Source organism: Rodentibacter genomosp. 1, assembly GCF_001999285.1.
Taxonomy (GTDB): Bacteria; Pseudomonadota; Gammaproteobacteria; order Enterobacterales; family Pasteurellaceae; genus Rodentibacter.
This window is the reverse complement of the sequence record NZ_MLHN01000007.1, coordinates 110,215-133,140: the sequence shown is the minus strand read 5'-3', so window position 1 is coordinate 133,140 and position 22,926 is coordinate 110,215. Positions and strand designations below refer to the sequence as shown.

General features: G+C 41.7%; 23 protein-coding genes. 10 read left to right on the top strand and 13 right to left on the bottom strand.

Annotated features, from left to right (window positions below; translation table 11 throughout):
- Positions 1-25 precede the first annotated feature (25 nt).
- The 3 genes from mog to BKK54_RS03990 are packed head-to-tail and all read left to right on the top strand — an operon-like array spanning position 26 to position 2,002.
- Positions 26-619: a molybdopterin adenylyltransferase gene (gene mog, locus BKK54_RS04000; protein WP_077541715.1), complete on the top strand. Its 594-nt coding sequence runs from the start codon at positions 26-28 to the stop codon at positions 617-619.
- Between the two features lies 1 nt (position 620).
- A complete protein-coding gene (gene glnB, locus BKK54_RS03995) occupies positions 621-959 on the top strand; it encodes a nitrogen regulatory protein P-II (RefSeq protein WP_077493478.1) in 339 nt (112 codons plus the stop codon).
- A complete protein-coding gene (locus BKK54_RS03990; RefSeq protein WP_077541713.1) occupies positions 959-2,002 on the top strand; it encodes an AI-2E family transporter in 1,044 nt (347 codons plus the stop codon). The genes glnB and BKK54_RS03990 overlap by 1 nt, the downstream gene beginning before the upstream one ends.
- A 59-nt stretch (positions 2,003-2,061) precedes the next feature.
- On the opposite strand, the gene dsbB is transcribed toward BKK54_RS03990, so the two are convergent.
- Both dsbB and nhaB read right to left on the bottom strand, forming a co-directional pair.
- A complete protein-coding gene (dsbB, locus tag BKK54_RS03985; protein WP_077541711.1) occupies positions 2,062-2,595 on the bottom strand; it encodes a disulfide bond formation protein DsbB in 534 nt (177 codons plus the stop codon).
- A gap of 9 nt (positions 2,596-2,604) precedes the next feature.
- Positions 2,605-4,146 (bottom strand): Na(+)/H(+) antiporter NhaB, encoded by a 1,542-nt coding sequence (gene nhaB, locus BKK54_RS03980; RefSeq protein WP_077541709.1) that lies wholly within the window; start codon positions 4,144-4,146, stop codon positions 2,605-2,607.
- Positions 4,147-4,279: 133 nt separating this feature from the next.
- Here nhaB and fadR point away from each other — a divergent pair, with 133 nt between their 5' ends.
- From fadR to ruvX, 4 genes are read left to right on the top strand one after another with little or no spacing between them, the layout of a single operon-like run.
- Complete coding sequence (gene fadR, locus BKK54_RS03975; protein WP_077541707.1) at positions 4,280-5,005, top strand: fatty acid metabolism transcriptional regulator FadR; 726 nt, start codon at positions 4,280-4,282, stop codon at positions 5,003-5,005.
- 56 nt (positions 5,006-5,061) lie between these two features.
- Positions 5,062-5,799, top strand: coding sequence for a 16S rRNA (uracil(1498)-N(3))-methyltransferase (rsmE, locus tag BKK54_RS03970; RefSeq protein ID WP_077541705.1), 738 nt, complete (start codon positions 5,062-5,064; stop codon positions 5,797-5,799).
- A complete protein-coding gene (locus tag BKK54_RS03965) occupies positions 5,796-6,356 on the top strand; it encodes a YqgE/AlgH family protein (RefSeq protein ID WP_077541703.1) in 561 nt (186 codons plus the stop codon). The genes rsmE and BKK54_RS03965 overlap by 4 nt, the downstream gene beginning before the upstream one ends.
- Positions 6,356-6,772 carry a Holliday junction resolvase RuvX gene (gene ruvX, locus BKK54_RS03960; RefSeq protein WP_077541701.1) on the top strand — a complete coding sequence of 139 codons (417 nt, stop codon included), beginning with the start codon at positions 6,356-6,358 and terminating at the stop codon, positions 6,770-6,772. Before BKK54_RS03965 ends, ruvX begins: the two co-directional genes overlap by 1 nt.
- 149 nt (positions 6,773-6,921) lie before the next feature.
- Here the strand turns inward: ruvX and rlmB are convergent, their stop codons facing one another.
- From rlmB to BKK54_RS03930, 6 genes are all read right to left on the bottom strand, one after another.
- Positions 6,922-7,662: a 23S rRNA (guanosine(2251)-2'-O)-methyltransferase RlmB gene (rlmB, locus tag BKK54_RS03955; protein ID WP_077541699.1), complete on the bottom strand. Its 741-nt coding sequence runs from the start codon at positions 7,660-7,662 to the stop codon at positions 6,922-6,924.
- A 33-nt stretch (positions 7,663-7,695) separates the two neighbouring features.
- Positions 7,696-10,032, bottom strand: coding sequence for a ribonuclease R (gene rnr / locus BKK54_RS03950; RefSeq protein ID WP_077541697.1), 2,337 nt, complete (start codon positions 10,030-10,032; stop codon positions 7,696-7,698).
- A 139-nt stretch (positions 10,033-10,171) separates the two neighbouring features.
- Entirely contained in the window at positions 10,172-10,864 is a 693-nt protein-coding gene (locus BKK54_RS03945; protein ID WP_432213695.1) for a putative quinol monooxygenase, read from the bottom strand.
- A gap of 156 nt (positions 10,865-11,020) precedes the next feature.
- Positions 11,021-12,172, bottom strand: coding sequence for an amidohydrolase family protein (locus BKK54_RS03940; protein WP_244153099.1), 1,152 nt, complete (start codon positions 12,170-12,172; stop codon positions 11,021-11,023).
- 182 nt (positions 12,173-12,354) lie between these two features.
- Complete coding sequence (locus BKK54_RS03935; protein ID WP_077541693.1) at positions 12,355-13,035, bottom strand: type 1 glutamine amidotransferase domain-containing protein; 681 nt, start codon at positions 13,033-13,035, stop codon at positions 12,355-12,357.
- A gap of 29 nt (positions 13,036-13,064) precedes the next feature.
- Positions 13,065-13,367 carry a superoxide dismutase gene (locus BKK54_RS03930; protein ID WP_077541691.1) on the bottom strand — a complete coding sequence of 101 codons (303 nt, stop codon included), beginning with the start codon at positions 13,365-13,367 and terminating at the stop codon, positions 13,065-13,067.
- Between the two features lie 153 nt (positions 13,368-13,520).
- Here BKK54_RS03930 and BKK54_RS03925 point away from each other — a divergent pair, with 153 nt between their 5' ends.
- Positions 13,521-13,889 carry a helix-turn-helix domain-containing protein gene (locus tag BKK54_RS03925; RefSeq protein WP_077541689.1) on the top strand — a complete coding sequence of 123 codons (369 nt, stop codon included), beginning with the start codon at positions 13,521-13,523 and terminating at the stop codon, positions 13,887-13,889.
- Between the two features lie 51 nt (positions 13,890-13,940).
- Here the strand turns inward: BKK54_RS03925 and BKK54_RS03920 are convergent, their stop codons facing one another.
- From BKK54_RS03920 to BKK54_RS03910, 3 genes are all read right to left on the bottom strand, one after another.
- The gene (locus BKK54_RS03920; RefSeq protein WP_077541687.1) at positions 13,941-15,305 is read right to left on the bottom strand and encodes a sensor histidine kinase; all 1,365 of its coding nucleotides are present in this window, start codon (positions 15,303-15,305) and stop codon (positions 13,941-13,943) included.
- Positions 15,306-15,307: 2 nt separating this feature from the next.
- Positions 15,308-15,988 (bottom strand): response regulator, encoded by a 681-nt coding sequence (locus BKK54_RS03915; protein WP_077541685.1) that lies wholly within the window; start codon positions 15,986-15,988, stop codon positions 15,308-15,310.
- Positions 15,989-16,089: 101 nt separating this feature from the next.
- Positions 16,090-16,737, bottom strand: coding sequence for a PepSY domain-containing protein (locus BKK54_RS03910; RefSeq protein ID WP_077541683.1), 648 nt, complete (start codon positions 16,735-16,737; stop codon positions 16,090-16,092).
- Positions 16,738-17,031: 294 nt separating this feature from the next.
- Here BKK54_RS03910 and BKK54_RS03905 point away from each other — a divergent pair, with 294 nt between their 5' ends.
- Complete coding sequence (locus BKK54_RS03905; protein WP_077541681.1) at positions 17,032-18,525, top strand: PTS transporter subunit EIIC; 1,494 nt, start codon at positions 17,032-17,034, stop codon at positions 18,523-18,525.
- Positions 18,526-18,568: 43 nt separating this feature from the next.
- Here BKK54_RS03905 and rluA read toward each other — a convergent pair whose 3' ends face one another.
- Positions 18,569-19,228, bottom strand: a complete 660-nt coding sequence (gene rluA / locus BKK54_RS03900; protein WP_077541679.1) for a bifunctional tRNA pseudouridine(32) synthase/23S rRNA pseudouridine(746) synthase RluA — start codon at positions 19,226-19,228, stop codon at positions 18,569-18,571.
- A gap of 2 nt (positions 19,229-19,230) precedes the next feature.
- Positions 19,231-22,014: an RNA polymerase-associated protein RapA gene (rapA, locus tag BKK54_RS03895; protein WP_077541677.1), complete on the bottom strand. Its 2,784-nt coding sequence runs from the start codon at positions 22,012-22,014 to the stop codon at positions 19,231-19,233.
- Positions 22,015-22,193: 179 nt separating this feature from the next.
- Here rapA and pnuC point away from each other — a divergent pair, with 179 nt between their 5' ends.
- The gene (gene pnuC, locus BKK54_RS03890) at positions 22,194-22,865 is read left to right on the top strand and encodes a nicotinamide riboside transporter PnuC (protein WP_077541675.1); all 672 of its coding nucleotides are present in this window, start codon (positions 22,194-22,196) and stop codon (positions 22,863-22,865) included.
- Positions 22,866-22,926 lie beyond the last annotated feature (61 nt).

Below are 22,926 nucleotides of genomic sequence, written 5' to 3'. Positions count from 1 at the left end.
TTAGTACAAAAATTTAAGGAAAAATATGACCGAACTTTTAAAAATAGGCCTTGTTTCCGTATCTGATCGGGCTTCATCAGGCGTCTATCAGGATCAAGGTATTCCCGAATTACAGGCTTGGTTAGAGAACGCATTAATCGATCCTTTCTATGTGGAAACCCGATTAATTCCTGACGAACAAGGCATTATTGAGCAAACTCTCAAAGAATTAGTCGATGAACAAGGTTGTCATCTTGTCTTAACCACAGGGGGAACTGGGCCGGCAAAACGTGATGTGACCCCCGATGCAACCTTAGCGGTTGCCGATCGTGAAATGCCCGGTTTTGGAGAGCAAATGCGCCAAGTGAGTTTACACTTTGTACCTACGGCAATTTTATCCCGCCAAGTGGGCGTGATTCGTAAAGCAAGTTTGATTTTAAATTTACCGGGTCAACCTAAAGCGATTAAAGAAACCTTAGAGGGTGTGAAAGATAAAGAGGGAAACGTGCTTGTGAGCGGTATTTTTAGTGCAGTACCTTATTGTTTACAACTCATTAATGGTTTGTATATTGATACTCACCCAGATGTGATTGAGAGTTTCCGCCCAAAATCGGCGAAACGAGAAAATTTGGAGAAATAAAATGAAAAAAATTGAAGCAATGATTCGCCCATTTAAACTGGACGATGTACGTGAAAACCTTTCCGATATTGGTATTACCGGAATGACTGTGACTGAGGTGCGTGGTTTTGGTCGCCAAAAAGGACATACGGAACTTTATCGTGGGGCAGAATATATGGTGGATTTTTTACCAAAAGTAAAAATGGAAATTGTGGTGCCTGATGATTTGTTGGAACAGTGCCTTGAAACTATTATCGAAACCTGCCAAACCGGTAAAATTGGTGATGGAAAAATTTTTGTTTATGACGTGGAACGGGTGATCCGCATTCGCACGGGTGAAGAAAATGAGGAAGCGATTTAGTGGAAAATAACCTAAATTTACACCGCACTTTACTGGGGATCGCCGCCGTTATTATTATTTTAGCGGGCATCAAATTAGCCGCTGAAATTGTTGTGCCGTTTTTGCTGGCACTCTTTATTGCGATTATTTGTTCACCTATCGTTAAAACAATGACTGACCGCCGTATTCCCCATTGGCTTGCGATAGTATTACTCTTTGTCTTGATTTCCCTGATTTTCTTCTTTTTAGTCGGACTAATTAATAGCAGCGTACGGGAGTTTACCCAGTCTATTCCTCAATATAAAGTCTTGCTTTCCGAACGAGTGAATGATCTAATGGCATTGGCACAACGTTTCAATTTGCCCGTTTATTTTTCACGGGAAACCATTCAAGAAAATTTCGACCCAAGTATCATTATGAATTTTGTGAGTCGTGTCCTGCTCAATTTTTCCGGTGTGGTGAGCAATGTGTTCGTCTTAGTGCTTGTAGTGATTTTTATGCTCTCTGAAGCCCCGACAATGAAACACAAAGTTGCGGTGGTAATAAGCGCTGCACCGAATGATGTAGAAAAGGAGGAACGCCATATTAACCGCATTTTGCAAGGTGTGATTGGCTACCTTGGAATTAAAAGTATCACCAGTCTGCTTACGGGGATTGCTGTGTTTATTCTATTGGAAGTATGCGGTGTACAATATGCGATTTTGTGGGCGACATTAAGTTTTTTATTAAATTACATTCCGAATATCGGTTCGATCATTGCCGCTATTCCTATTATCGTACAGGCTCTGTTGTTGAATGGTTTCGGTATCGGTTTTGGTGTGACAGTTGGTGTGATTGTGATCAATATGGTCATCGGCAATATTCTTGAACCTAAAATGATGGGGCAACGCCTCGGGCTTTCCACTTTAGTCGTTTTTCTTTCCCTCTTATTTTGGGGATGGTTGCTAGGGACGGTGGGAATGCTACTTTCCGTTCCCCTAACAATGGCACTAAAAATCGCCTTAGAATCCAGCCCAAATATGGTGAAATATGCCGCCTTATTGGGTGATGTGAAAAGGGATTAATGTTGTTTAGAGACATAAAAAAGTGCGGTCAATTTTGACCGCACTTTTACTATGCAAATTTAGCAGAATAACCTTCTCTGTTTTCTGCTTTTTTTCACTTGAGCAATTAATATCACCACAAGAACAAGCACATATACGGCAAAGATAAATACTAACCATTGCACCATGGTGATACCGAATAGCGACCATTGGCTGTTATCGCAGGAGCCTGTTGGGTTGAAAATGCTTGGTAACCATTGGTGGAATGGGAGGGTTTCCGGGAAATTAGGGATAAATTCACATTGTTTCCAAGGTGCAGGGTTCATTTGGAGATCAAGGTGACGAATAGAGATCATCAAGCCTTTAATCGCACTAAATAAACCTAATGCGATGGCGATTAGGCGCAGGATCAGTGAACGAGGCGCAAGAAAACCAATAATGCCCGCAAGGAATAAACCACTCATAGCTAAACGTTCATACACACAAAGGACGCAGGGCTGTAATCCCATACCGTATTGAAAATAAAGTGCGGTCAATTCTAAGGCTAAACTTGAAAATGCAAGTAATAACCAGGATGAGCGTTTTTCTGAAAATCCTTTAAAAAATGCGAGCATGTGTTCTCCTTAAATTGGCTGAATTAGGCCTAAATTTGCCAACCAAACGGTAGCAGTCGGTAAAATATACTCAATCGCAAATAAGCCCACTAAGGATAGCACAATAGTGTAAGGTAATGCCATGTAAACCATTCTGCCGTAAGAGAGGCGAATTAATGGGGCAAGCGATGAGGTTAATAAGAACAAGAAAGCGGCTTGGCCGTTTGGGGTTGCGACAGATGGCAAGTTTGTTCCGGTGTTGATGGCAACAGCGAGTAATTCAAATTGATGTGGTGTAATCACACCGTTAGTGAGTGCTGCTTTAACTTCGTTAATATAAACCGTTGCAACGAAAACGTTATCAGAAATGGCGGAGAGCAAGCCGTTAAATGTATAGAATAAAATCAGCTGTGCACTTTCACTGGCAGATAAAACGTAGTGAATAATTGGTGAGAACAGTTTTTGATCAATAATCACGGCGACCACGGTAAAGAACACCACAAGCAAGGCGGTGAAGGGGAGCGATTCTTGGAATGACTTGCCAATGATATGCTCATTTGTAATGCCGGTAAATGCTGTGGCGAGGACGATCACGGTTAAACCGATTAGTCCTACGGCGGCGAGATGGAACGCTAAGCCAATCACGAGCCAAAGTGCGATGATTGCCTGTATGAATAACTTCATTTTGTCTTGTTTTGACATTTTTTGCGTATTGTTACGATCTAAACGTGCCAATACTGCCCAGACTTTACGGGGAAGTTTTGCGCCATAGCCAAATAATTTAAACTTTTCTACTAAGTAGCAAGTGAGCAAACCACAGGCTAAAACAGGTAGGGTAACGGGCGCCATACGGAAGAAAAATTCAATAAAATTCCAATTTGCTTGTTCTGCAATAATTAAATTTTGTGGCTCGCCGACCATCGTCATCACACCGCCTAGTGCTGTACCGACACCGGCATGCATCATTAAACTTCTTAAAAATGCACGAAACTGTTCTAATGTGGTTCGTTTATCACCTAATTTATCATCGTTGGTGATATCAATAAGCTCATTTAATTTATTGCCTGAGGCAACTTTGTGATAGACACCATAAAAACCCATGGCGACACTAATAATCACTGCAACGACGGTTAGCGCATCTAAAAAGGCGGATAAAAATGCAGCGCTGATACAAAATGCTAAAGAGAGGGTAATTTTAGATTCAATAGCAATCAGCAATCGGGTAAACACAAACAACAAAAGCTGTTTCATAAAATAAATGCCGGCAACCATAAACATCAGTAATAATATGACTTCAAAATTTGCCATAATTTCAGCTTTTACATGAGTTGGATTCGTCATACCAATGATAACGGCTTCAATAGCAAGTAACCCACCCGGTTGTAGCGGATAGCATTTTAATGCCATTGCGAGCGTGAAAATAAACTCAGCAACTAAAATCCAACCTGCAATAAAAGGGCTGATAAAAAAGAAAATAATTGGGTTGGCAATGAGAAAAATGATAATGGCGAGCTTATACCAATCAGGGCTTGCACCAAGAAAATTTTTCATTAAGGCCTGTGTGTAAGTCATAAATTACTCCTGTTCTTTAAAGTGTGCTCATTGTAATATAGAGTGCTTTAAAGGATAATACCCGAAGATAAAGATTTGCTTGAAAAATCATCTTTTTTTGATCTTGTTAGACTTTTCTAACATTTAAATTATTATGAATACAGACAACACACTTTTAAAGGCACAAAGCCCTGCGGCACTTGCCGAAGAATACATCGTAAAAAGTATTTGGGAGGACGTGTTTCCTGCAGGTACTAATCTACCTTCAGAACGCGATCTTGCGGAGAAAATCGGGGTAACCCGCACGACATTACGCGAGGTGTTGCAACGTTTAGCCCGTGACGGTTGGCTGACTATTCAACATGGTAAACCTACGAAAGTAAACCATATTTGGGATACTGCGAGTCCGAGTATTATTGAAACCTTGATTACTCTCGATCAAAGCTCAGCGCCTTTGATTATTGATAATATGCTATCGCTTCGTAGCAAAATGTCAGAATTTTATATTTATGAAGCGGTGAAAAAATCACCTCAACAATCTGCAATGCTGTTTGATGAATTAAAGGCATTAGAGAATACGGCGGAAAGTTATACAGAGTTTGATTATTATGTTTTTCGTCAATTTACCGTCTTGGCAAATAAACCCTTTTATCGTTTAATTTTCAATAGTTTAAAAGGTGTGTACCAAAAAATAGGTTTACTCTTTTTTAGTTGTGAAACGCACCGTGAACTGACTAAGCAGTTTTATGTAGAATTGCAACAAATTTGCCAAGCAGGGAATGCCGAGGCCGTGGTAGATTGTATCCGTAAACATAATTTGCGTTCAGCCACCTATTGGAGCGCAATTTTAGAACGTTTACCGCACAATTTTTCTGATTAACCCCAAAAGTGCGGTCAAAATCAACCGCACTTTTTACTTTATTTTTTCATCACACTATGCGCATACCTCGAATTTATCACCCGGAATCTCTTGAACATCTCACTCAGTGTCAACTTTCTGATGACGCCGCAAATCACGTTGGGCGAGTGTTACGTATGACAGAAGGCGAACACATTGAGCTTTTTGACGGTAGCAACCATATTTATCCGGCTCGTATTATTGACGCGAGTAAAAAATCGGTGAGAGTCGAAATTCTAGATCGTGAATTTGTGGATAAAGAATCCAACCTCAAGATTCATTTAGGTCAGGTTATTTCTCGCGGTGAGCGTATGGAATTTACCATACAAAAATCCGTTGAATTAGGCGTGAATATCATTACGCCACTTTGGTCGGAGCGTTGTGGTGTGAAACTGGACGGTGATCGTATGGAGAAAAAAATTCAACAATGGCAAAAAATTGCGATTGCAGCCTGTGAACAATGTGGCAGAAATGTGATACCGGAAATTCGCCCATTGATAAAATTACAAGATTGGTGTGCGGAAAATGATGGGGCATTAAAGTTGAATTTACACCCTCGCGCCCAATATTCAATTAAAACGTTGCCGAATATTCCAATGGAGGGGGTTCGCTTATTGATTGGTTCTGAAGGCGGATTATCACCGCAAGAAATTACCCAAACGGAGCAGCAAGGTTTTACTGAAATTTTATTAGGAAAGCGTGTATTGCGCACAGAAACTGCTTCGTTGGCGGCAATTAGCGCACTACAAATTTGTTTTGGAGATTTAGGCGAATGATGGATTTACAAGGACAATTTTTAATTGCAATGCCACATTTAGCGGATTATTTTCATCGTACCGTTATTTTTGTTTGTGAACATAATGATCAAGGTTCTATGGGCGTCGTGATTAACCAACCCACGGATCTCAGCATTGCCGAACTTTATAGCAAACTGAATTTTATGATGAAAAATGACCGCACTTTTGATGATGCAATGGTGGTGGCTGGTGGACCTGTTCATACCGAACGAGGCTTTATTGTGCATAAAAATACAACGGTGGATTTCCAGCATAGTTACAAAATTACCGATGATCTTTGTCTGACGACTTCGGCAGATGTTGTGGATACATTTGGTTCTTTACAAGCACCGGAGAAATATCTTGTCGCACTGGGCTGTGCCGGATGGTCGGTTGGACAATTGGAACAAGAAATTGCAGATAATGCTTGGCTTGTGGTTCCGTCGAACGATACAATTCTATTTGATATGCCTTATGAAGAACGTTATCTTGCCGCAAGCCAATTGCTTGGGATTAATAGGCATAATTTTGCAACTTCTCAAGTAGGGCACAGTTAATGACCATTACCGCTCTCGCTTTTGATTTTGGTATGAAGAGTATCGGATGTGCCGTGGGGCAAAGTATCACGGGCACGGCTCAGGCATTGCCGGCATTTAAAGCACAAGATGGCATCCCGAATTGGGACGCCATTGCTAAATGTTTCCAAGAATGGAAACCAGAGGTCGTTGTAGTAGGGTTACCACTGAATATGGATGGAACAGATCAAGAACTCACTTTGAGCGCAAAGAAATTTGCTAACCGCTTAAATGGGCGATTTGGAGTGAAAGTGGCATTACAAGACGAGCGTCTTACAACTACAGAGGCAAGGCGTGAAATTTTTGAACGTGGCGGTTTTCGAGCGTTGAAAAAGGGTAAGGTAGATGGCATTTCCGCCTGTTTAATTCTCGAAAGCTGGTTTGAAAGCCAAATCTAGCGACTTTTTCTTTATTTAATATCCGATATGGTCTCTCTATTTTCTTTTTATTCATTTACTACATAATACCGAAAAGTGCGGTTGTTTTTGACCGCACTTTTGTTATACGGATATAACATGGCACTGATTCAAGTCTAATATTCTATTCCTTATTTCCCCAAACGCTGGCGTACGATTTCAAACAAACATACGCCGGTCGCCACTGAAACATTCAGCGATGAGACAGATCCTGCCATTGGGATACTAATTAATTGATCGCAATGTTCACGGGTTAAACGACGCATTCCTTCACCTTCTGCCCCCATCACGAGAGCCAGTGCGCCGGTCAATTTGCTTTGGTAAAGGGTTTCTGTCGCTTCACCGGCAGTACCTACCACCCAAATATTGTGATTTTGTTGTAAATCACGAAGGGTACGGGAAAGGTTAGTCACTCGAATGAGTGGCACGCTTTCCGCTGCGCCACAGGCCACTTTGCGGGCCACAGAGGTGAGTTGTGCAGATTTATCTTTTGGCACAATGACAGCGGAGACACCTGCTGCATCGGCGGTACGCAAACAGGCACCAAGGTTATGGGGATCAGTTACCCCATCAAGTACTAATAAAAGTGGATTTTGTTTACCGGCAAGAATCACATCAAGATCATTTTCATTGAGTTCCTTTGCGGCTTGTATGCGTGCAATCACCCCTTGATGTACTTCACCATTTGCTTTTTTATCTAAGGTTTGGCGATTAACAAATTGCACGGCGATACCCATTGCGTGGAGTTCATTAAGTAAAGGTTGTAAGCGTTTATCTTCACGTCCTTTTAATACAAATACTTCAATTAAACGCTCCGGTGTATGGGCTAGAATGCTATTGATGGCGTGAATACCATAGATCTGTTCTGACATAATTTTTCTCTATTTTTTGATTTTAGGACGACATTATTTACGTTTTTTCTTTTTTTGAGAAACTTCTTTATTTTTAACCGCACTTTTACGCTTTTTCGTCGCTTTTGGCGGCAATTCTTTAAAGACTTTCTTTGCTCTCTCTTTTGCCGTTTTACCTGCTCGACGGGGTTTGCGTTCACTCCCCACCAGCGAGAAGTCGATCATTTTCTGTTCTAGGTGGACGGCTTCCACACGAATCCGCACTTTATCGCCTAAACGATATTGCATTCCGCTGTTTTCACCGATTAAGCGTTGTTTGGCAGCATCAAATTGATAATAATCATTTTCTAAGGTTGAGATATGCACTAAGCCATCAATGAATAAGTCGTTTAAACGTACAAACAGTCCGAAACCGGTCACAGAAGAAATAACGCCATTAAATTCACAGCCAACGTGATCTTGCATATATTCAGATTTCAGCCAATCCGCCACTTCACGGGTAGCCTCATCGGCGCGACGTTCGGTCATAGAGCAATGATCGCCAAGCTGATCCATCTCATCAAAAGAATAATGATAACCGCCACTGTCGGTGGTTTTACGTTTCGCCCCTTGTTCTTTAGCAAGCAGATATTTAATACTCCGATGGAGCGTTAAATCAGGATAACGGCGAATAGGTGAAGTAAAATGGGCATATTCTTCCAATGCTAAACCAAAATGCCCGATATTATCCGCACTATATACCGCTTGACTTAAAGAACGGAGTAACATGGTTTGAATTAATTCGTGATCCGGTCGCTCTTTGACTTTTTCTAACAGTTCTGCGTAATCTTTCGTGGTCGGTTTTAGCCCCCCTTCCAAGCTTAAACCAAACTCTCTGAGAAAGGTTCGGAATGAAGTGAGTTTTTCTTCGCTTGGTGTTGCGTGAATACGATATAGTGCCGGTTCATTATGTTTTTCCATAAAATTAGCGGCGGCGATATTGGCCAAAATCATACATTCTTCGATGATTTTATGGGCATCGTTGCGGATTACCGGTTCAATGCGTTCAATACGTCCCATTGAATTAAAGATAAATTTGCTTTCAATGGTTTCAAAATCAATCGCCCCACGCTGATGACGGGCAGAAAGCAATGCTTGATAAAGATGATAAAGTTCTTCTAGATGAGGGGCGAGTGCGTGATAGCGTTCACGAAGTTCCCTATCACCTTCCAAAATTTTCGCCACTTTGGTGTAGGTCAAACGTGCGTGGGAATTCATCACCGCTTCATAAAAACGATAATCGGTGAGTTTGCCTTTGGCGGAAATGTGCATTTCACACACCATACACAAGCGATCCACTTGCGGATTAAGCGAACACAAGCCATTAGATAAAATTTCCGGCAGCATCGGTACGACTCGATTTGGAAAATAGACTGAGTTCCCCCGATTATGGGCTTCGTTATCGAGTGCCGAACGCAAACGTACGTAATAACTCACATCCGCAATCGCCACCCAAAGTTTCCAGCCTTTACCTTGTTTTTCGCAATATACCGCATCATCAAAATCCCGTGCGTCTTCACCATCAATAGTAACTAACGGTAAATGGCGTAAATCCACACGACCTTTTTTTGCTTCTTCCGGCACATCCTCTGTGAATTTTCTAATGTATTTTTCTACCGCACTTGGGAACTGATAGGGAATATCGTGATTGCGTAACGCAATTTCGACTTCCATCCCTTTCGCCATATTATCGCCCAAAATTTCCGTGATAATCCCTATTGGCTGATTGAAAGCGGCAGAGCGTTGTTGTAATTCCACCACAACCACTTGCCCCATCCGCGCACCGTTACGGTGTTCGTTTGGCACAAGAATATCGCGTCCGATACGGCTGTCGTCAGGTACCACATACCCAAAGCCGTTTTCCAAGAAAAAGCGCCCGACAATCTGTTTCTTGCGACTTTCCAATACACGCACAATGCGGACTTCACGACGTCCACGGTGATCCAAATTTGCCGGCTGTGCCAATACAAAATCACCGTGCATCACCCGCTGCATCTGATGATTGGGAATAAATAAATCCTCTTTTTTACCCTCGACTTGTAAGAAGCCGTAGCCTTCTCGATGACCAATCACCAAACCTTTTACAAGATCGAGTTTTTCCGGTAAGGCATAGCGTTTACGTTTGGTGAACACAAGCTGCCCATCATTTTCCATTGCCCGTAAACGACGGCGCATTGCCTCCATTTTTTCCTCATCACGAATAGAAAGTGCGGTCAAAATTTCCTCCCGATTCATTGGGGCGTTATTTTCACGAATTACATTTAAAATAAGCTCCCGACTTGGGATAGGATTGCCATACTTCGCTAATTCTTGTTGGTAATGGGGATCTTGGTATTTTCGTTTTTTTGTCATTATTTTTTACAGTTTTAAAAAGTGGAGAGAGTTTGACACTGTAAGGGGGATAATGCAAGGAAATAGGGGGGATTTATCATGAGAAAACGAAAATAAAGGCTTTATTTCCTCTGTCAGGAATAAAGCCTTTTTGTTAAAGCTAAGGTTGATTAAAATAAAAATTTCCTTGATTCGCCAAAAACTCAGGATGAATTCCCACATAACTTTTTTCTTTCAGCATCTCACCCGTTTGTTTTAGGTAATCTTTAAAATGAGGTGTTTCTCTGTGATGTTGGTAAGCAGCACTGTTGGCGTAGATCTCAAAGAAAATCCATTTGTTTGGATTTTCTTGCATTGTGGTGGCATACGTCGCAATCATCCCCTCTTCTACTTTTAGCGATTGTGCCATTTCTGCGATAATAATCTTCTTGAATTGTTCGTTATATTCAGGTTTCACTTCTACCACTACATAATTTGTGAGGATTTCGGGCGTTTGTACCACTTTTTTATCCCCTAAAAATTGTGGAACTAAGGCAATACGCTTTTTGTGATCCGTTAAAATCTCAGGTGATGCAGTTAAAAATGCTTGATATTGAGGTGACGTGCGGTGGGTTTCATAAGCCTTTTGATCCGCATAAATTTCCACCATATAGGCTATATTGGGATCGGTGTTTGATTTCACCGAATACATTGCCAATGTGCCTTTTTCATTGCGGATTGATGTGCTGATATTGTGTTCAGCCACGGCGTGATATTGCACTTCAGCCCCTTTTTTCACGCCGAGTTCAAAAATGTTTATCATCGGGGTGGCGTTTGCGGTGATAGCCATAGTAAGTCCTAAAAGTGCGGTCATAAAAAACAACGTTTTTTGAATGGTGGTTTTACTCACTGCCCCAATAGGGGGGAACAAATGAGTAAGCGAGTTTGTGAGTAGTTTTTTCATTGTTTTTTCCTTATATGATGATCCATGGGTAATTTATTACTCATGGTTATCTGACAAGTTGAACGGTTACGTCTTGATCCTAAACAATTTCTCTGCATTTTTATAGGCAATCAATTCTTTTTCAGCCTCTGAAATGGGTAAGTTTTCGAGGAAATTACGTACACCGTTAAGAGTCTGATAAGGATAATCTACCGAGAATAAGATACGTTCCGCCCCGATTAAATTATAGATAAACTGAAAGTGCGGTTGAGTCAGCATACCACTAGGGCTAACGAAAACTTGTTGTTTGAAGGTGTCGGTCAAGCTACGTTTTAAACCGGTAGCAGCTTGTGGCAGGCTGTCGTCTAAACGTTGGAGATAGAATGGCAACATTTCACCCCAATGTCCGCTAATCACTTGTAAATTCGGATAGCGATCAAATGCACCGGATAACATTAATCGCAATAAATGGAGCCCTGCTTCATTGTGCCAACCCCAACCGAACATAGAAAGGCGGGCGGTCACTTCATCATCAAAACCGCTGTAATAGGCTTGTTGTACGGTAGGCACAGGAATACCGGGGTGAAGATAAAGTGGCACATTCAGTTCATTGAATTTCACCAACAACCTTTCATAACGTGGGGGGGCGAGAAAATCGTCCGATGGGCGACCATTCAACAAGGCGCCACGCAAACCCAATTCTTTTACCGTACGTTCTAATTCTGTCACTGCTTGCTCTGGTTCCATCCAAGGTAAGGTCGCCATAGCAGCAAAACGGTTAGGATGTTTTTTGATGGCGGCTGCCAGTTTATCATTCGCCTGTTTGTGTAATTCAAGAGAAGCAAATTGTGGAAAACCACCCACAGAAAGTACCTGCATATCAATGTTTGCAGCATCCATGTCTGCTAGACGTTTGACATCAAATTCCATACCTTTTGGGGTAATTAAGTCATTTTTTTCGATTTGAGGACGGCTGTGATCGGTATGATTGCCATCTTTCACCCGTTTTCCCCAATTAGTAAGATAAGGTGCTTGCTGAAGCACTTGTGGCATTGTCGCTTTGGCGATATTGGGATCTAAAATATGTTCTTCGACACAAATCAGTTTCATTTTATGACCTTTTTTCTTGTTTTGACTTGATTGGACAATCGGTTGTGCGGTGCTGATATGCGGTAAAAATCCCCCTGCCAAAACGACCACACTTTGTGTGAGAAATTGACGACGATTGAGATTGTTCATATTTGTAAAGTTTTTGTAGATTTGGTCTTTTTAACTCTCCCCCTCCCGTAAATGAGAGAGGGGGAGAGAAAATCCAAAGGATTTTCGGAGAGGGAAATTTATATCGCTTCCACTTTCTTTAGCTCCAAGTGCTGAAGGCACTTTATGTCTGCCTCTCTCCCACAAGAGGGGGGATAAGATATTTACCCCTTCAGCACCTTAACTACTTCCACGCCCACTTTGTGTGCAGAAGCAGGATTTTGACCGGTGACTAAACGACCATCTACATAGACGTTTTCAAACCAGTTTGGTGCTTCGTGGTGGATTGCCCCATGTTCGATTAATGCACTTTCAAGTAAGTAAGGAACGATAGCCGTACCGCCTACTTCCTCCTCTTCTTTGTTTGTGAATGCCGCCACATTTTTACCTTTCACAAGGTATTCGCCATTGCTTAATTTTGCATCCACTAATGCAGCGGGGCCGTGGCATACGGCTGAAACTACCCCATTGTTTTCATACACTTCACGAATTAAGCGTTGTGCATCTTGGTTTTCACGATAATCCCACATCGTGCCGTGACCGCCGGCGAAGAAGATCGCTGAATAATCCTCACCATTCAATTCTGAGACGCTTGGCGTGTGGGCTAAACGGGCTTCTAAATCCGTTTCATTCCAGAAATATTGATTTACCGGATCGGTAAAATCCAGACTATCTTTATCAATTGGTGCTTGCCCACCTTTGATTGAAGCGATCACTGTTTTGAACCCTGCCTCTTCCATGACTTTTAATGGATGGGTTAACTCGCTTAACCAGAAACCTGTCGAAATACCGGTATTACCTTTTTCTGTGGTGCTGGTAACTACACATAAAATCGGTTTTGTCATTTTACTTTCCTCACTGTTTGAGTGTTAAATTACCCTTTGTGTTCCTCTGCAAAAAGTTGCTCTACAAAAAGGTAGTTGCCTAATGGAATATAATTGAAGTCGATTAAGCCTGCTTTCACTAATGGAAATTCGGTGCACACTTCTTTTGCTTTTTCTACACTTTCCGCTTCAACGAAAAATGCTACACCCGGGCGATCTTGTCGCATATAAATCTCACGAATAAAGTCAGATTTAATCAATGCCCAACCATGTTTGATTTCATTTAACAAATGTGGAGCATAATCTGCTGAGGTGACACCTTCACGTGGTTCGTCTAAAACTAAAATACGCATATTTGAATCCTTAAAGTCTTTTATTGAAAATTTAAACAACCTATTTTTAATAGATGAAAATTTATATTGATAAGTTTTAATTGATGAAATTCAGTTAAGCATAGATTTGCTTGAAAATTCATTAACTGAAAATTTTAAGCAAAAGAGACAATAATGGCTCAATTAAACCCTTCTAAAGCCGATCACTTGATTGGCAAACGCATTCAAATGCGACGCAAAGAAGTCGGGCTTACCGCCGATCAACTTTCCGAAAATATCGGCATTTCACAACAACAATTACTTCGTTATGAACGTGGTGATAACAAGATCAATATCAGCCATTTAATGTTGATCGCCCAAGCTTTAGATACGCCGTTAAACTGGTTTTTCTTGGATTGTTGCAGCAAAGCTACACTCACTAATGATGAACTTAAAGCCCGCTACGATTATCATTGGCAACAATTCGATCACCAACAGCGCCAAGCTGTCGTCAATTTTCTCGATTTACTCAGTGTGAGTTATCAAAAACAGCCGGGTAAATAAGGGAAAGTGTGATCATGCTTACTAGGGTAACAAGTTACCCTAGGGCATTTGTTAATTCCCTCTAGGCAACCACACGTCCACTAATAATCCGGTTTCAAACTTCTCACTCTCTTTTAGTGTCAATGTGCCGCCATAATGGTTAACGATTTCCATGGCGATAGCTAAGCCAAGTCCTGAACCTTGTTGCTCAGTGCCAAGCATTCGGTAGAAGGGATCAAGCACACGCTCCCGTTCTGCTGTTGGGATACCTTTACCATTGTCTTCCACTTTTATGGTGATTCCATTATGTGTGGTTTTTACACTAAGGTCAATTTGGCTACCCTTGGGGGTATAGCGAATGGCGTTGTCGGTCAGGGTTTTGATGAGTAAATAGAGATCCGTTTCATTACCATAAAATGTGACATTTTGTTCTCCCTCTACCCCTAAATCTTGTTGGTTTTCTAATACGAGGGGAAGCAAATCTTCAATCACTCGGCGGAAAATGGTTTGGATCTCAATTTTGAGATAAGGCTTTTCTCCTTGATTTTGCAGACGGGCAAGGGAAAGTAATTGCTCTAATAAATGACGACTACGTTGAATACCTTGTTTTACGGCACTAATTTGGTTTTTCGCCTCAGTGGGTAAATCTTGGTTGGCAAGTCGTTCGATTTGTAAAGAAAGGGCAGTCATTGGGCTACGCAATTCGTGTGAGGCATCGGCAATAAAACGTTTTTGCTGCTGAATAAAGCTATGAGTACGTGATAATAATCGGTTAATTTCCACCACAAATCCACGAATCTCACTGGGAAGATGAGCGGTTGGTAAGGGTTGTAAATTTTGTTCGTGCCGTTGCTCTACTTTTCTTGATAGGCGTTGTACCGGCTTCATTGCGAATCTTACAATGACAATAGTGAGTAAAATAACAAGTGGAAATAAGACGAGCAGTGGCAATATACTTGTCCATGCATTGCGAAATGCCAAGGTTTCGCGATAGCTGTTATCTTGAATCACGATAATTCTGCCTTCCGGCGTATTGCGTACATAAGTGCGGTAGAATTGGTCGGCGTTTTTTTCATGTTTATGAGGGCGCATTTCCTTCGGCATATTCTCAGCCAGCATACGACGATATTTTTTTCCCTCTTTTTTCAAATTGTGAAACCCCTCCGCCATTTGCTCAGGAAAATCCGTTGGAGGGGCACTAGGACGGTTGTGATCAAAATAGACCCGAACCCGCCCGTCAAGCATTTTAGGGGGTAAAAGTGAGGTGGGATTTTCCGATAAATTGACCGATCCTGAAAACCGTTCCAACATTTCATCTTGGAGTTTGTTGGTTTCTCGGTAGGTGTTATAAAACGCCATTCCTCCGGCACTGAATGCGACAAGAGTGAATAAAATCGTTAATGCCAATGTGAGGCGAAATTGAAGGGAATTTCTCATTTTTATTTTCCAATATGTTCATTTTTGGCGACTAACCAACCTACACCACGCACATTTTTAATATGATCTTTCCCGATTTTTTTCCGTAGGCTATGAATTAAAAAATCAATGGCGTTACTTTCCACTTCATCTCCCCAAGCATAAATTTTATCTTCTAATTCTGCACGAGAGTGAATAATTCCAGGTCGGTTCATCAAGGCTTGTAAAATCGCAAATTCTTTATTACTTAGAAGAATGGGGTCGGATTGATTGGCAACGGAAACTTGATAATTCGTTGGGTTTAGGGTGAGTGAACCGTTCGTCAATAATGGGGTACTTTGTCCACCTTGTCGGCGTAGCACCGCACGAATGCGGGCGAGTAATTCGGCAAGATCAAAAGGTTTAATAATATAATCATCTGCGCCACCATCTAAGCCTGCGAGACGACTTTCTAAATCATCGCGAGCCGTGACGATTAAAATAGGCGTGTGATTTTTGGTTTGGCGTAAATGGCGTAACACCTGCAATCCATCTTGTCCGGGTAAGCCAAGATCCAACAATACTAAATCATAAGGTTGTGTCGCCAATGCCTGTTCTGCCGTGTTGCCATTATTGACCCAATCCACCGCATAACAAGCGTTTTTCAATCCCTCTGAAACGGCATCAGCGATCATTCGATCGTCTTCAACTAATAAAATTCGCATAATCTTTTCACCAAACTAAAATGTCCGCAGAACTTATTCATCATACTGAAAATTTGATAAAGGAAAAACCGCACTTTGTAGAAAGTGCGGTCGGTTTTCAATTAATTTGTTTGCATCGGACGTTCGGCGTGGAAACCGCCTTTGCCTCCTTCTTTACGATGATGCTTATCTTTAGCCTGTTTTTCTTTGTGTTCGCCTTTATGCATACCCTTGTGTTTCGTTGGCATATCCATAATCTGCCCGTTTTCGCCATTTATGATAACGTGAAAACGTTGTCCGTTAGCAATAGTTTCAATTTTATAAAACCCTTGTCCATCTCTGAATTTTAAATTTGCTTCAGCCACTTTACCGCCCGCTTTTTCTATGGCGGCATTCATTGCCTGATCAAAGGAAATTTTAGGGGAACTTTGCTCGGCACGTACTCTCACTTCTTTTGGTGTTTTACTGGTTGTGCCTAAAATTTCACCGTTTGCTGCATCGACATCGACTTTGTGGTACTGATTATTGGCGAATAAATCCACCTCAAAATAATCTTTACCGTATTTGGTGTAGTGGAATTCCACCTCTTTCACTTTTGCGTCAGCACCGATTTTATTTTGTGCTGTATTTAAGGCTTGGCTTGCTGTAATCTGCGTTTTTGCTAAGGCTTCTTGTGCTTCTGGGGACATTGCTTGTGCCATATTTGCTGCACCCAATGTCATTGCTCCAGATAATAAAAGTGCTAAAACGGTTTTATTTGATTTTTTCATATCTTCTCCTTAATTTGAAGTTTGAGGGCTACGATTAGTAACCCATTTGCTTTCCGATGGCGTGTATTCTAAAGAAAGAAAATTAGGGGAAAATTAGCAAATAAAATTGCGATAAAAAATGTTAACGTTATCACAAAATCAATGTTTGCTTATTGAGCATAAAGGGATTTAGTCATAGACTGTAACTACTTGATTTATCTTCTTCGGATAAGAAAAAATAGTGTCTATTTGTGATTTAGTTTGAAGTATTGGTTTCAATAACGGGCATCGCAAATTAATCAACGTGAGGAAGCTATGTTTAAACAACTCCAACAAATTGGCAAAGCCTTTATGCTGCCTATTGCTATTTTGCCTGCCGCCGGTCTGTTACTGGGTATTGGCGGTGCATTATCCAATAAAGCCACACTACAAGCCTACCCCGTACTGGATAATTCGCTGCTGCAAGGTATTTTCCAAATTATGTCTTCTGCAGGTTCGGTCGTCTTTGCGAATTTGGCATTGTTTCTCTGTATCGGTTTAGGTATTGGGTTGGCAAAACGGGATAAAGGTGTGGCTGCACTTGCAGCAGTAGTCGGTTATTTAATTATGACCGGGACGATTTATGCCTTAATTCCTCTTTTTTCTCCTGAGGTGAAAAGTATAGATACCGGTGTGATCGGATCATTAGTCATGGGCTTGGTAACGGTAAAACTACATAATCGTTACCATAATATCCAATTACCGCAAATCTTGGGCTTTTTTGGTGGTTCTCGATTTGTGCCAATCGTCACAGCATTTTCGGCAATTTTTATCGGTGCAGTTTTCTTTTTAATTTGGCCGACGTTTCAGAGCTGGCTGGCATCCGCAGGCAAAAGCATTGCTTCAATGGGGGAGATCGGAACATTTTTCTACGGTTTTCTTATGCGGTTAAGTGGCGCAGTGGGATTACACCATATGATCTATCCGCTATTTTGGTACACCGAATTAGGCGGGACGGAAATCGTAAATGGAGAAACCATCATTGGGGCACAAAAAATCTTCTTTGCTCAATTAGCCGATCCTAACCATCAAGGTTTATTCACCGAAGGTACGCGTTTCTTTGCCGGTCGTTTTGATACCATGATGTTTGGTTTACCGGCTGCTTGTTTAGCAATGTATCATTGCGTGCCGAAAGCCCGAAGAGCCAAAGTTGGCGGATTATTTTTAGGTGCGGCGTTAACCTCATTTATCACCGGTATTACCGAACCTATCGAATTTATGTTCTTATTCGTTGCACCTTGGCTTTATGTCTTCCATGCATTTTTAGATGGTGTTTCTTTTTATATTGCCGATTTACTTAATATTTCTATTGGAAATACGTTCTCCGGTGGATTTATTGATTTCTTGCTCTTTGGTATTTTACAAGGCGATGGGAATACGCATTGGATTCGTGTGGTTTTAGTGGGAATTCCTTGGGCGTTACTCTATTATTTCTCGTTCCGTCTCTTGATTAGCCGATTCAATGTGATGACGCCGGGAAGAGCGGAAGACACGGAAGAAAGTGCGGAATTACAAACGACATCTCTCACCGAAAATGCCCACTATATTATTACGGGTCTTGGTGGGTCGGAAAATATTGAAAATGTGGACGCCTGCATTACCCGTTTACGGGTATCGGTTAAAGATGTGAAATTAGTGGATAAAGCACGATTAAAATCCCTTGGCGCGATTGATGTGTTGGAAGTCGGCGGCGGGATTCAAGCCGTTTTCGGGGCGAAAGCGGTATTATATAAAAGCGAGGTCAATCAGATTTTAGGAAAAGAAGATTAGATAATCGCTATCCTCCCCATATTTTTGGGGAGGCTGTTTTTCGTTAAAAATCGACTTTTGCACAAAAAGTCATGGGTTCACCGGTGATGGGGTGAGTGATGCTTAGACTTTCTGCATGAAGGCAGAGGCGTGACGACATACTCTTGGCTTGTGGATGGGCGTAGAATTTATCCCCTAAAATCGGGTGGCCTAATGCCAGCATATGCAGGCGTAATTGGTGGGATCGCCCGGTAATCGGCGTCAGTTTTACCCGAGTGCTGTTATTGGGTAAACGTGCCAAAACCTCAAATTTTGTGACCGCTCTTTTGCCAAGGACAAAATCTAAACGTTGGCGTGGACGATTTTCCCAATCACAAATCATTGGCAAATTAACCTCGCCATTGTCTTGTGCAAGATGCCCCCACACTAAGGCCTGATAATGTTTTTTCGGTTCTCGCTCGCGGAATTGGCGTTTGAGTTCTTTATCCGCCGCTTTGCTTAAAGCAAACAAAATAATGCCGCTGGTTGCCATATCAAGACGGTGTGCCGGTTCGCAGAAACCAAATTTTTCTTTCACCCGACTCATCGCACTATCGTAATATTGCGGTTGATTGCCCGGTACGGAAAGCAGCCCGCTCGGTTTATTCACCACGCAAATATAGTTATCTTGATAAACAATGTCTAAATAAGGCTCCATTGGGGGATGATATTCAATCAGTGCCATCATTATTCCTTATTGGTGACGATAACCCGAAGGCTATCCAATCGCCAGGTTGCTTTTGCCAATGTTTCTAAAGCTTCATCACGTTGTGCCACTAAAATCTCAATTTCACTTTGGCGGATATTTTTATTCACCTTTTGTAAGGCTTGTAATCGGTTGATTTCTTCACTCAACCTTTGATTTGCTAATTGTTGTGCTTGGGTAACATAAGATTGAGCAAGGGGCTGGATTTGCTTTTCGCCCTGAACAAGTAACTGTTCTAAAGTCGGGCGTGCCATTTTGATCATTTTGTTAGCCACTACTTTACCAAGAGGTTTCAATTTGGTGTGAAGGTTCTCAAATTCAACCTGTTCTGCAATATTATTGCCCTTGTTATCAATTAGCAAGCGGATCGGCGTAGGTGGTAGGAAACGATTGAGCTGCAATCCTTTCGGCGATTGTGATTCTACTACATAAATTAATTCTAATAATAATGTGCCGGCAGGTAATTGCTTGTTAATCAGCAATGCCATTGCCGCTTTCCCAATATCGCCGGAGGCGATGAGATCAATTCCTTGGCGAATCATTGGGTGATCCCAGGTTAAAAATTCCAATTCTTCACGGGCAAGGGCAAGATTGCGATCAAAGGTGACTGTCACGCCTTCTTCTTTTAAGCCCGGAAAATCCGGTACAAGCATTGTGCCGGTAGGGGTAAGTACAATGCTGTTTTCACCAAGATCCTCTTGTTCTACCCCAATAATATCAAACAAGTTTAGGGCAAAATTGACGAGTTCTACCTCATTATCTTGTGCAGCGATAGCATGGGCTAACTGTTTTGCCTGTTCGCCACCATTGGAGTTTAATTCTAATAGGCGATCACGTCCTTGTTCCAAGGCGATTTTGAGTTTTTCGCGTGCTTGTTTGGTATCTGCAATGAGGTTATCTAGCTCTGAAAGTGCGGTTGAATTTGACCGCACTTTTTGTAGCGATTCTGCAAACTGTTCAAATAATGCCATTCCCATCGGTGTGGTTTGTTCAAAGGCATTCAATCCTTCGTGATACCAGCGAGCCAATACATCATCGGCGGATTTTTCCACACAAGGCACATAAATTTGCACATCATTTTGCTGACCGATGCGATCTAGACGCCCGATACATTGTTCAAGTAAATCAGGATTTTGTGGCAAATCAAATAAGACTAACGTATCCGCAAACTGGAAATTGCGCCCCTCTGAGCCAATGCTGGAACTGAGTAACACCTGTGCGCCGTGTTCTACATCAGAAAAATAAGCAGCAGCACGGTCACGTTCAATAATTGACATGTTTTCGTGGAAAACCGTGGCTCGAATCCCTTCTTTCTCCCGTAAATGCTGTTCAAGGTGAATGGCTGTTTGCGCATATTGGCAAATCACAAAGATTTTTTTATCACGTTGTGTTTTTACAAAATCCAACAACCATTGTGTTTTCACCTCTTCCACTTGAGCGATATTTTCAACGGTTAACGTGATCGGGTGATAAATACGCCGAGGAAAACCTTTCACCCCTTGGCGTGTATTGCGGAATAACACTCGGCTTGTGCCATGGCGATCAATCAAATTTTGGATTAAGGTTTGGCGTGCTGATTGTGCTTCTTCATTAGAATTATTAATGTCTTGAAAAAGTTGAGCGGTATTTTGTTCTCCCAGCAATTGAGAAATCTGATTTTTTTCGACCGCACTTAGTGGTTTATCTTCCAGTAAAGATTGCACTGCTTGCGCCACCGGTTGGTAATTTTGTTGCTCTTTTTGAAAAGTCGCATAATCAAAAAAGCGTTCGGGATCGAGTAATCGTAATCGGGCAAAATGGCTTGCTTGCCCTAATTGTTCCGGTGTGGCGGTGAGTAATAATACAGAAGGAATGACCTTCGTAAGTTGTTCTACATATAAATATGCACGGCTAGGGGAATCCTCTGACCAAGCTAAATGATGGGCTTCATCCACAATAAGGCAATCAAAACCTGCATCAAGGGCTTGTTCGGCACGTTTTGGTGAATTCACTAACCAATCTAAGGCACAAATAATCAGCGATTCCGAGCTAAAAGGATTTTCACCACTGATAGTAAAATCCTCACAGCGTTCTTCATCAAACAGTGAAAAATGCAAATTAAATCGGCGCAACATCTCAACCAGCCATTGATGTTGTAACGTTTCCGGCACAAGCACTAATACACGTTGAACTTTTTCGGCAAACAGTTGATTTTGTAAAATCATACCGGCTTCAATAGTTTTACCTAATCCTACTTCATCGGCAAGCAATACTCGGGGATTCACTCGGTTGCCCACTTCAGCGGCAATATGCAATTGATGGGGAATTAAACCGGCACGAATACCGCGTAAACCACGTAATGGCGATTGAAATTGGGCTTGTTGGTGCTTGAGGGTACGATAACGCAACGCAAAATGATGGCTACGATCTAACTGTGCGGAAAAGAGGCGATCTTTCGCCGAACTAAAGGAAATAAGCGGTGAAATATCACTTTCTTGAACGATCACTTGTTCACCTTGCGGATTTTCTACCAAATAAAAATTCAAGCCGTTCATGCTTTGAATATCCACAATCTTGCCTTGCCAACCGTCTTTATGATTTAAGGTTTCACCTTTGTTAAATTGAATGCGGGTGAGAGGGGCTTGAGCGATAGAATAAATACGCGTTTCGTCAGAGGCAGGAAAATGCAACGTCACAGTACGCATATCAAAAGCAGTAACAGTGCCTAATCCAAGGTTATTTTCACTTCCGCTTAACCAACGCTGACCAAGGGCAAAAGGTGTCATACAATTCTCTATTTTTCATTCATTAAAATTCGGGCGGCTATTGTAGCCCGATTCAAAGGGAAAGCAATGAAAACTGTGATCTCTATCACAATCGTGGCGATTGTTCTGATTCTATGCTTTACTTTGCCAAAGTGCGGTGCAAAAATGGCGCGGTTTTTTTCATTATTATGGAGTAAAAAATGGATTGGTCTGAACGTCTTAAACGGGAGTTTTTATCCGGTTGGAAGCCTTTTGAAGTGGTCTGGCTGGTGGTATTTATCATGGCGCAAATTTGGGCGTATGTGCAAGCACCCGATTCATGGCTGGCAATGATTTCCGGTATTTCAGGCATTTTATGTGTGGTATTGGTGAGTAAAGGGAAAATCAGTAACTATTTCTTCGGCTTGATTTTTGCTTATACCTATTTCTATGTGGCATGGGGGCAAAATTTCTTAGGGGAAATGAACACCGTACTTTATGTCTATTTGCCGGCACAGTTTATCGGCTATTTCATGTGGAAAAATAATATGCAAAATGACAATGGCGGCGAAAGCGTGGTGGCAAAGGCACTCTCTCCACAAGGTTGGATTGCCCTCGCACTTTTTATTGGTATTGGTACGCTTTTATTTGTTCAAGCCTTGCAGACGGCGGGCGGAAGTTCAACTGGGTTAGACGGCTTAACGACCATTATCGTGGTGGCAGCCCAGTTGCTGATGATTTTGCGTTATCGTGAACAATGGCTGTTGTGGATTGTCCTTAATATTCTTTCTATTATTTTATGGGCGGAAACACCGGCGATGTATTTAATGTACAGTGCGTATTTACTGAACTCCCTTTACGGTTATTACAACTGGACGAAATTGTCAAAATAAGGAAAAAAAACAACCGCACTTTAGAGAGAATAAAGGCAACCTTGGGAATTTAAGGCTGCCT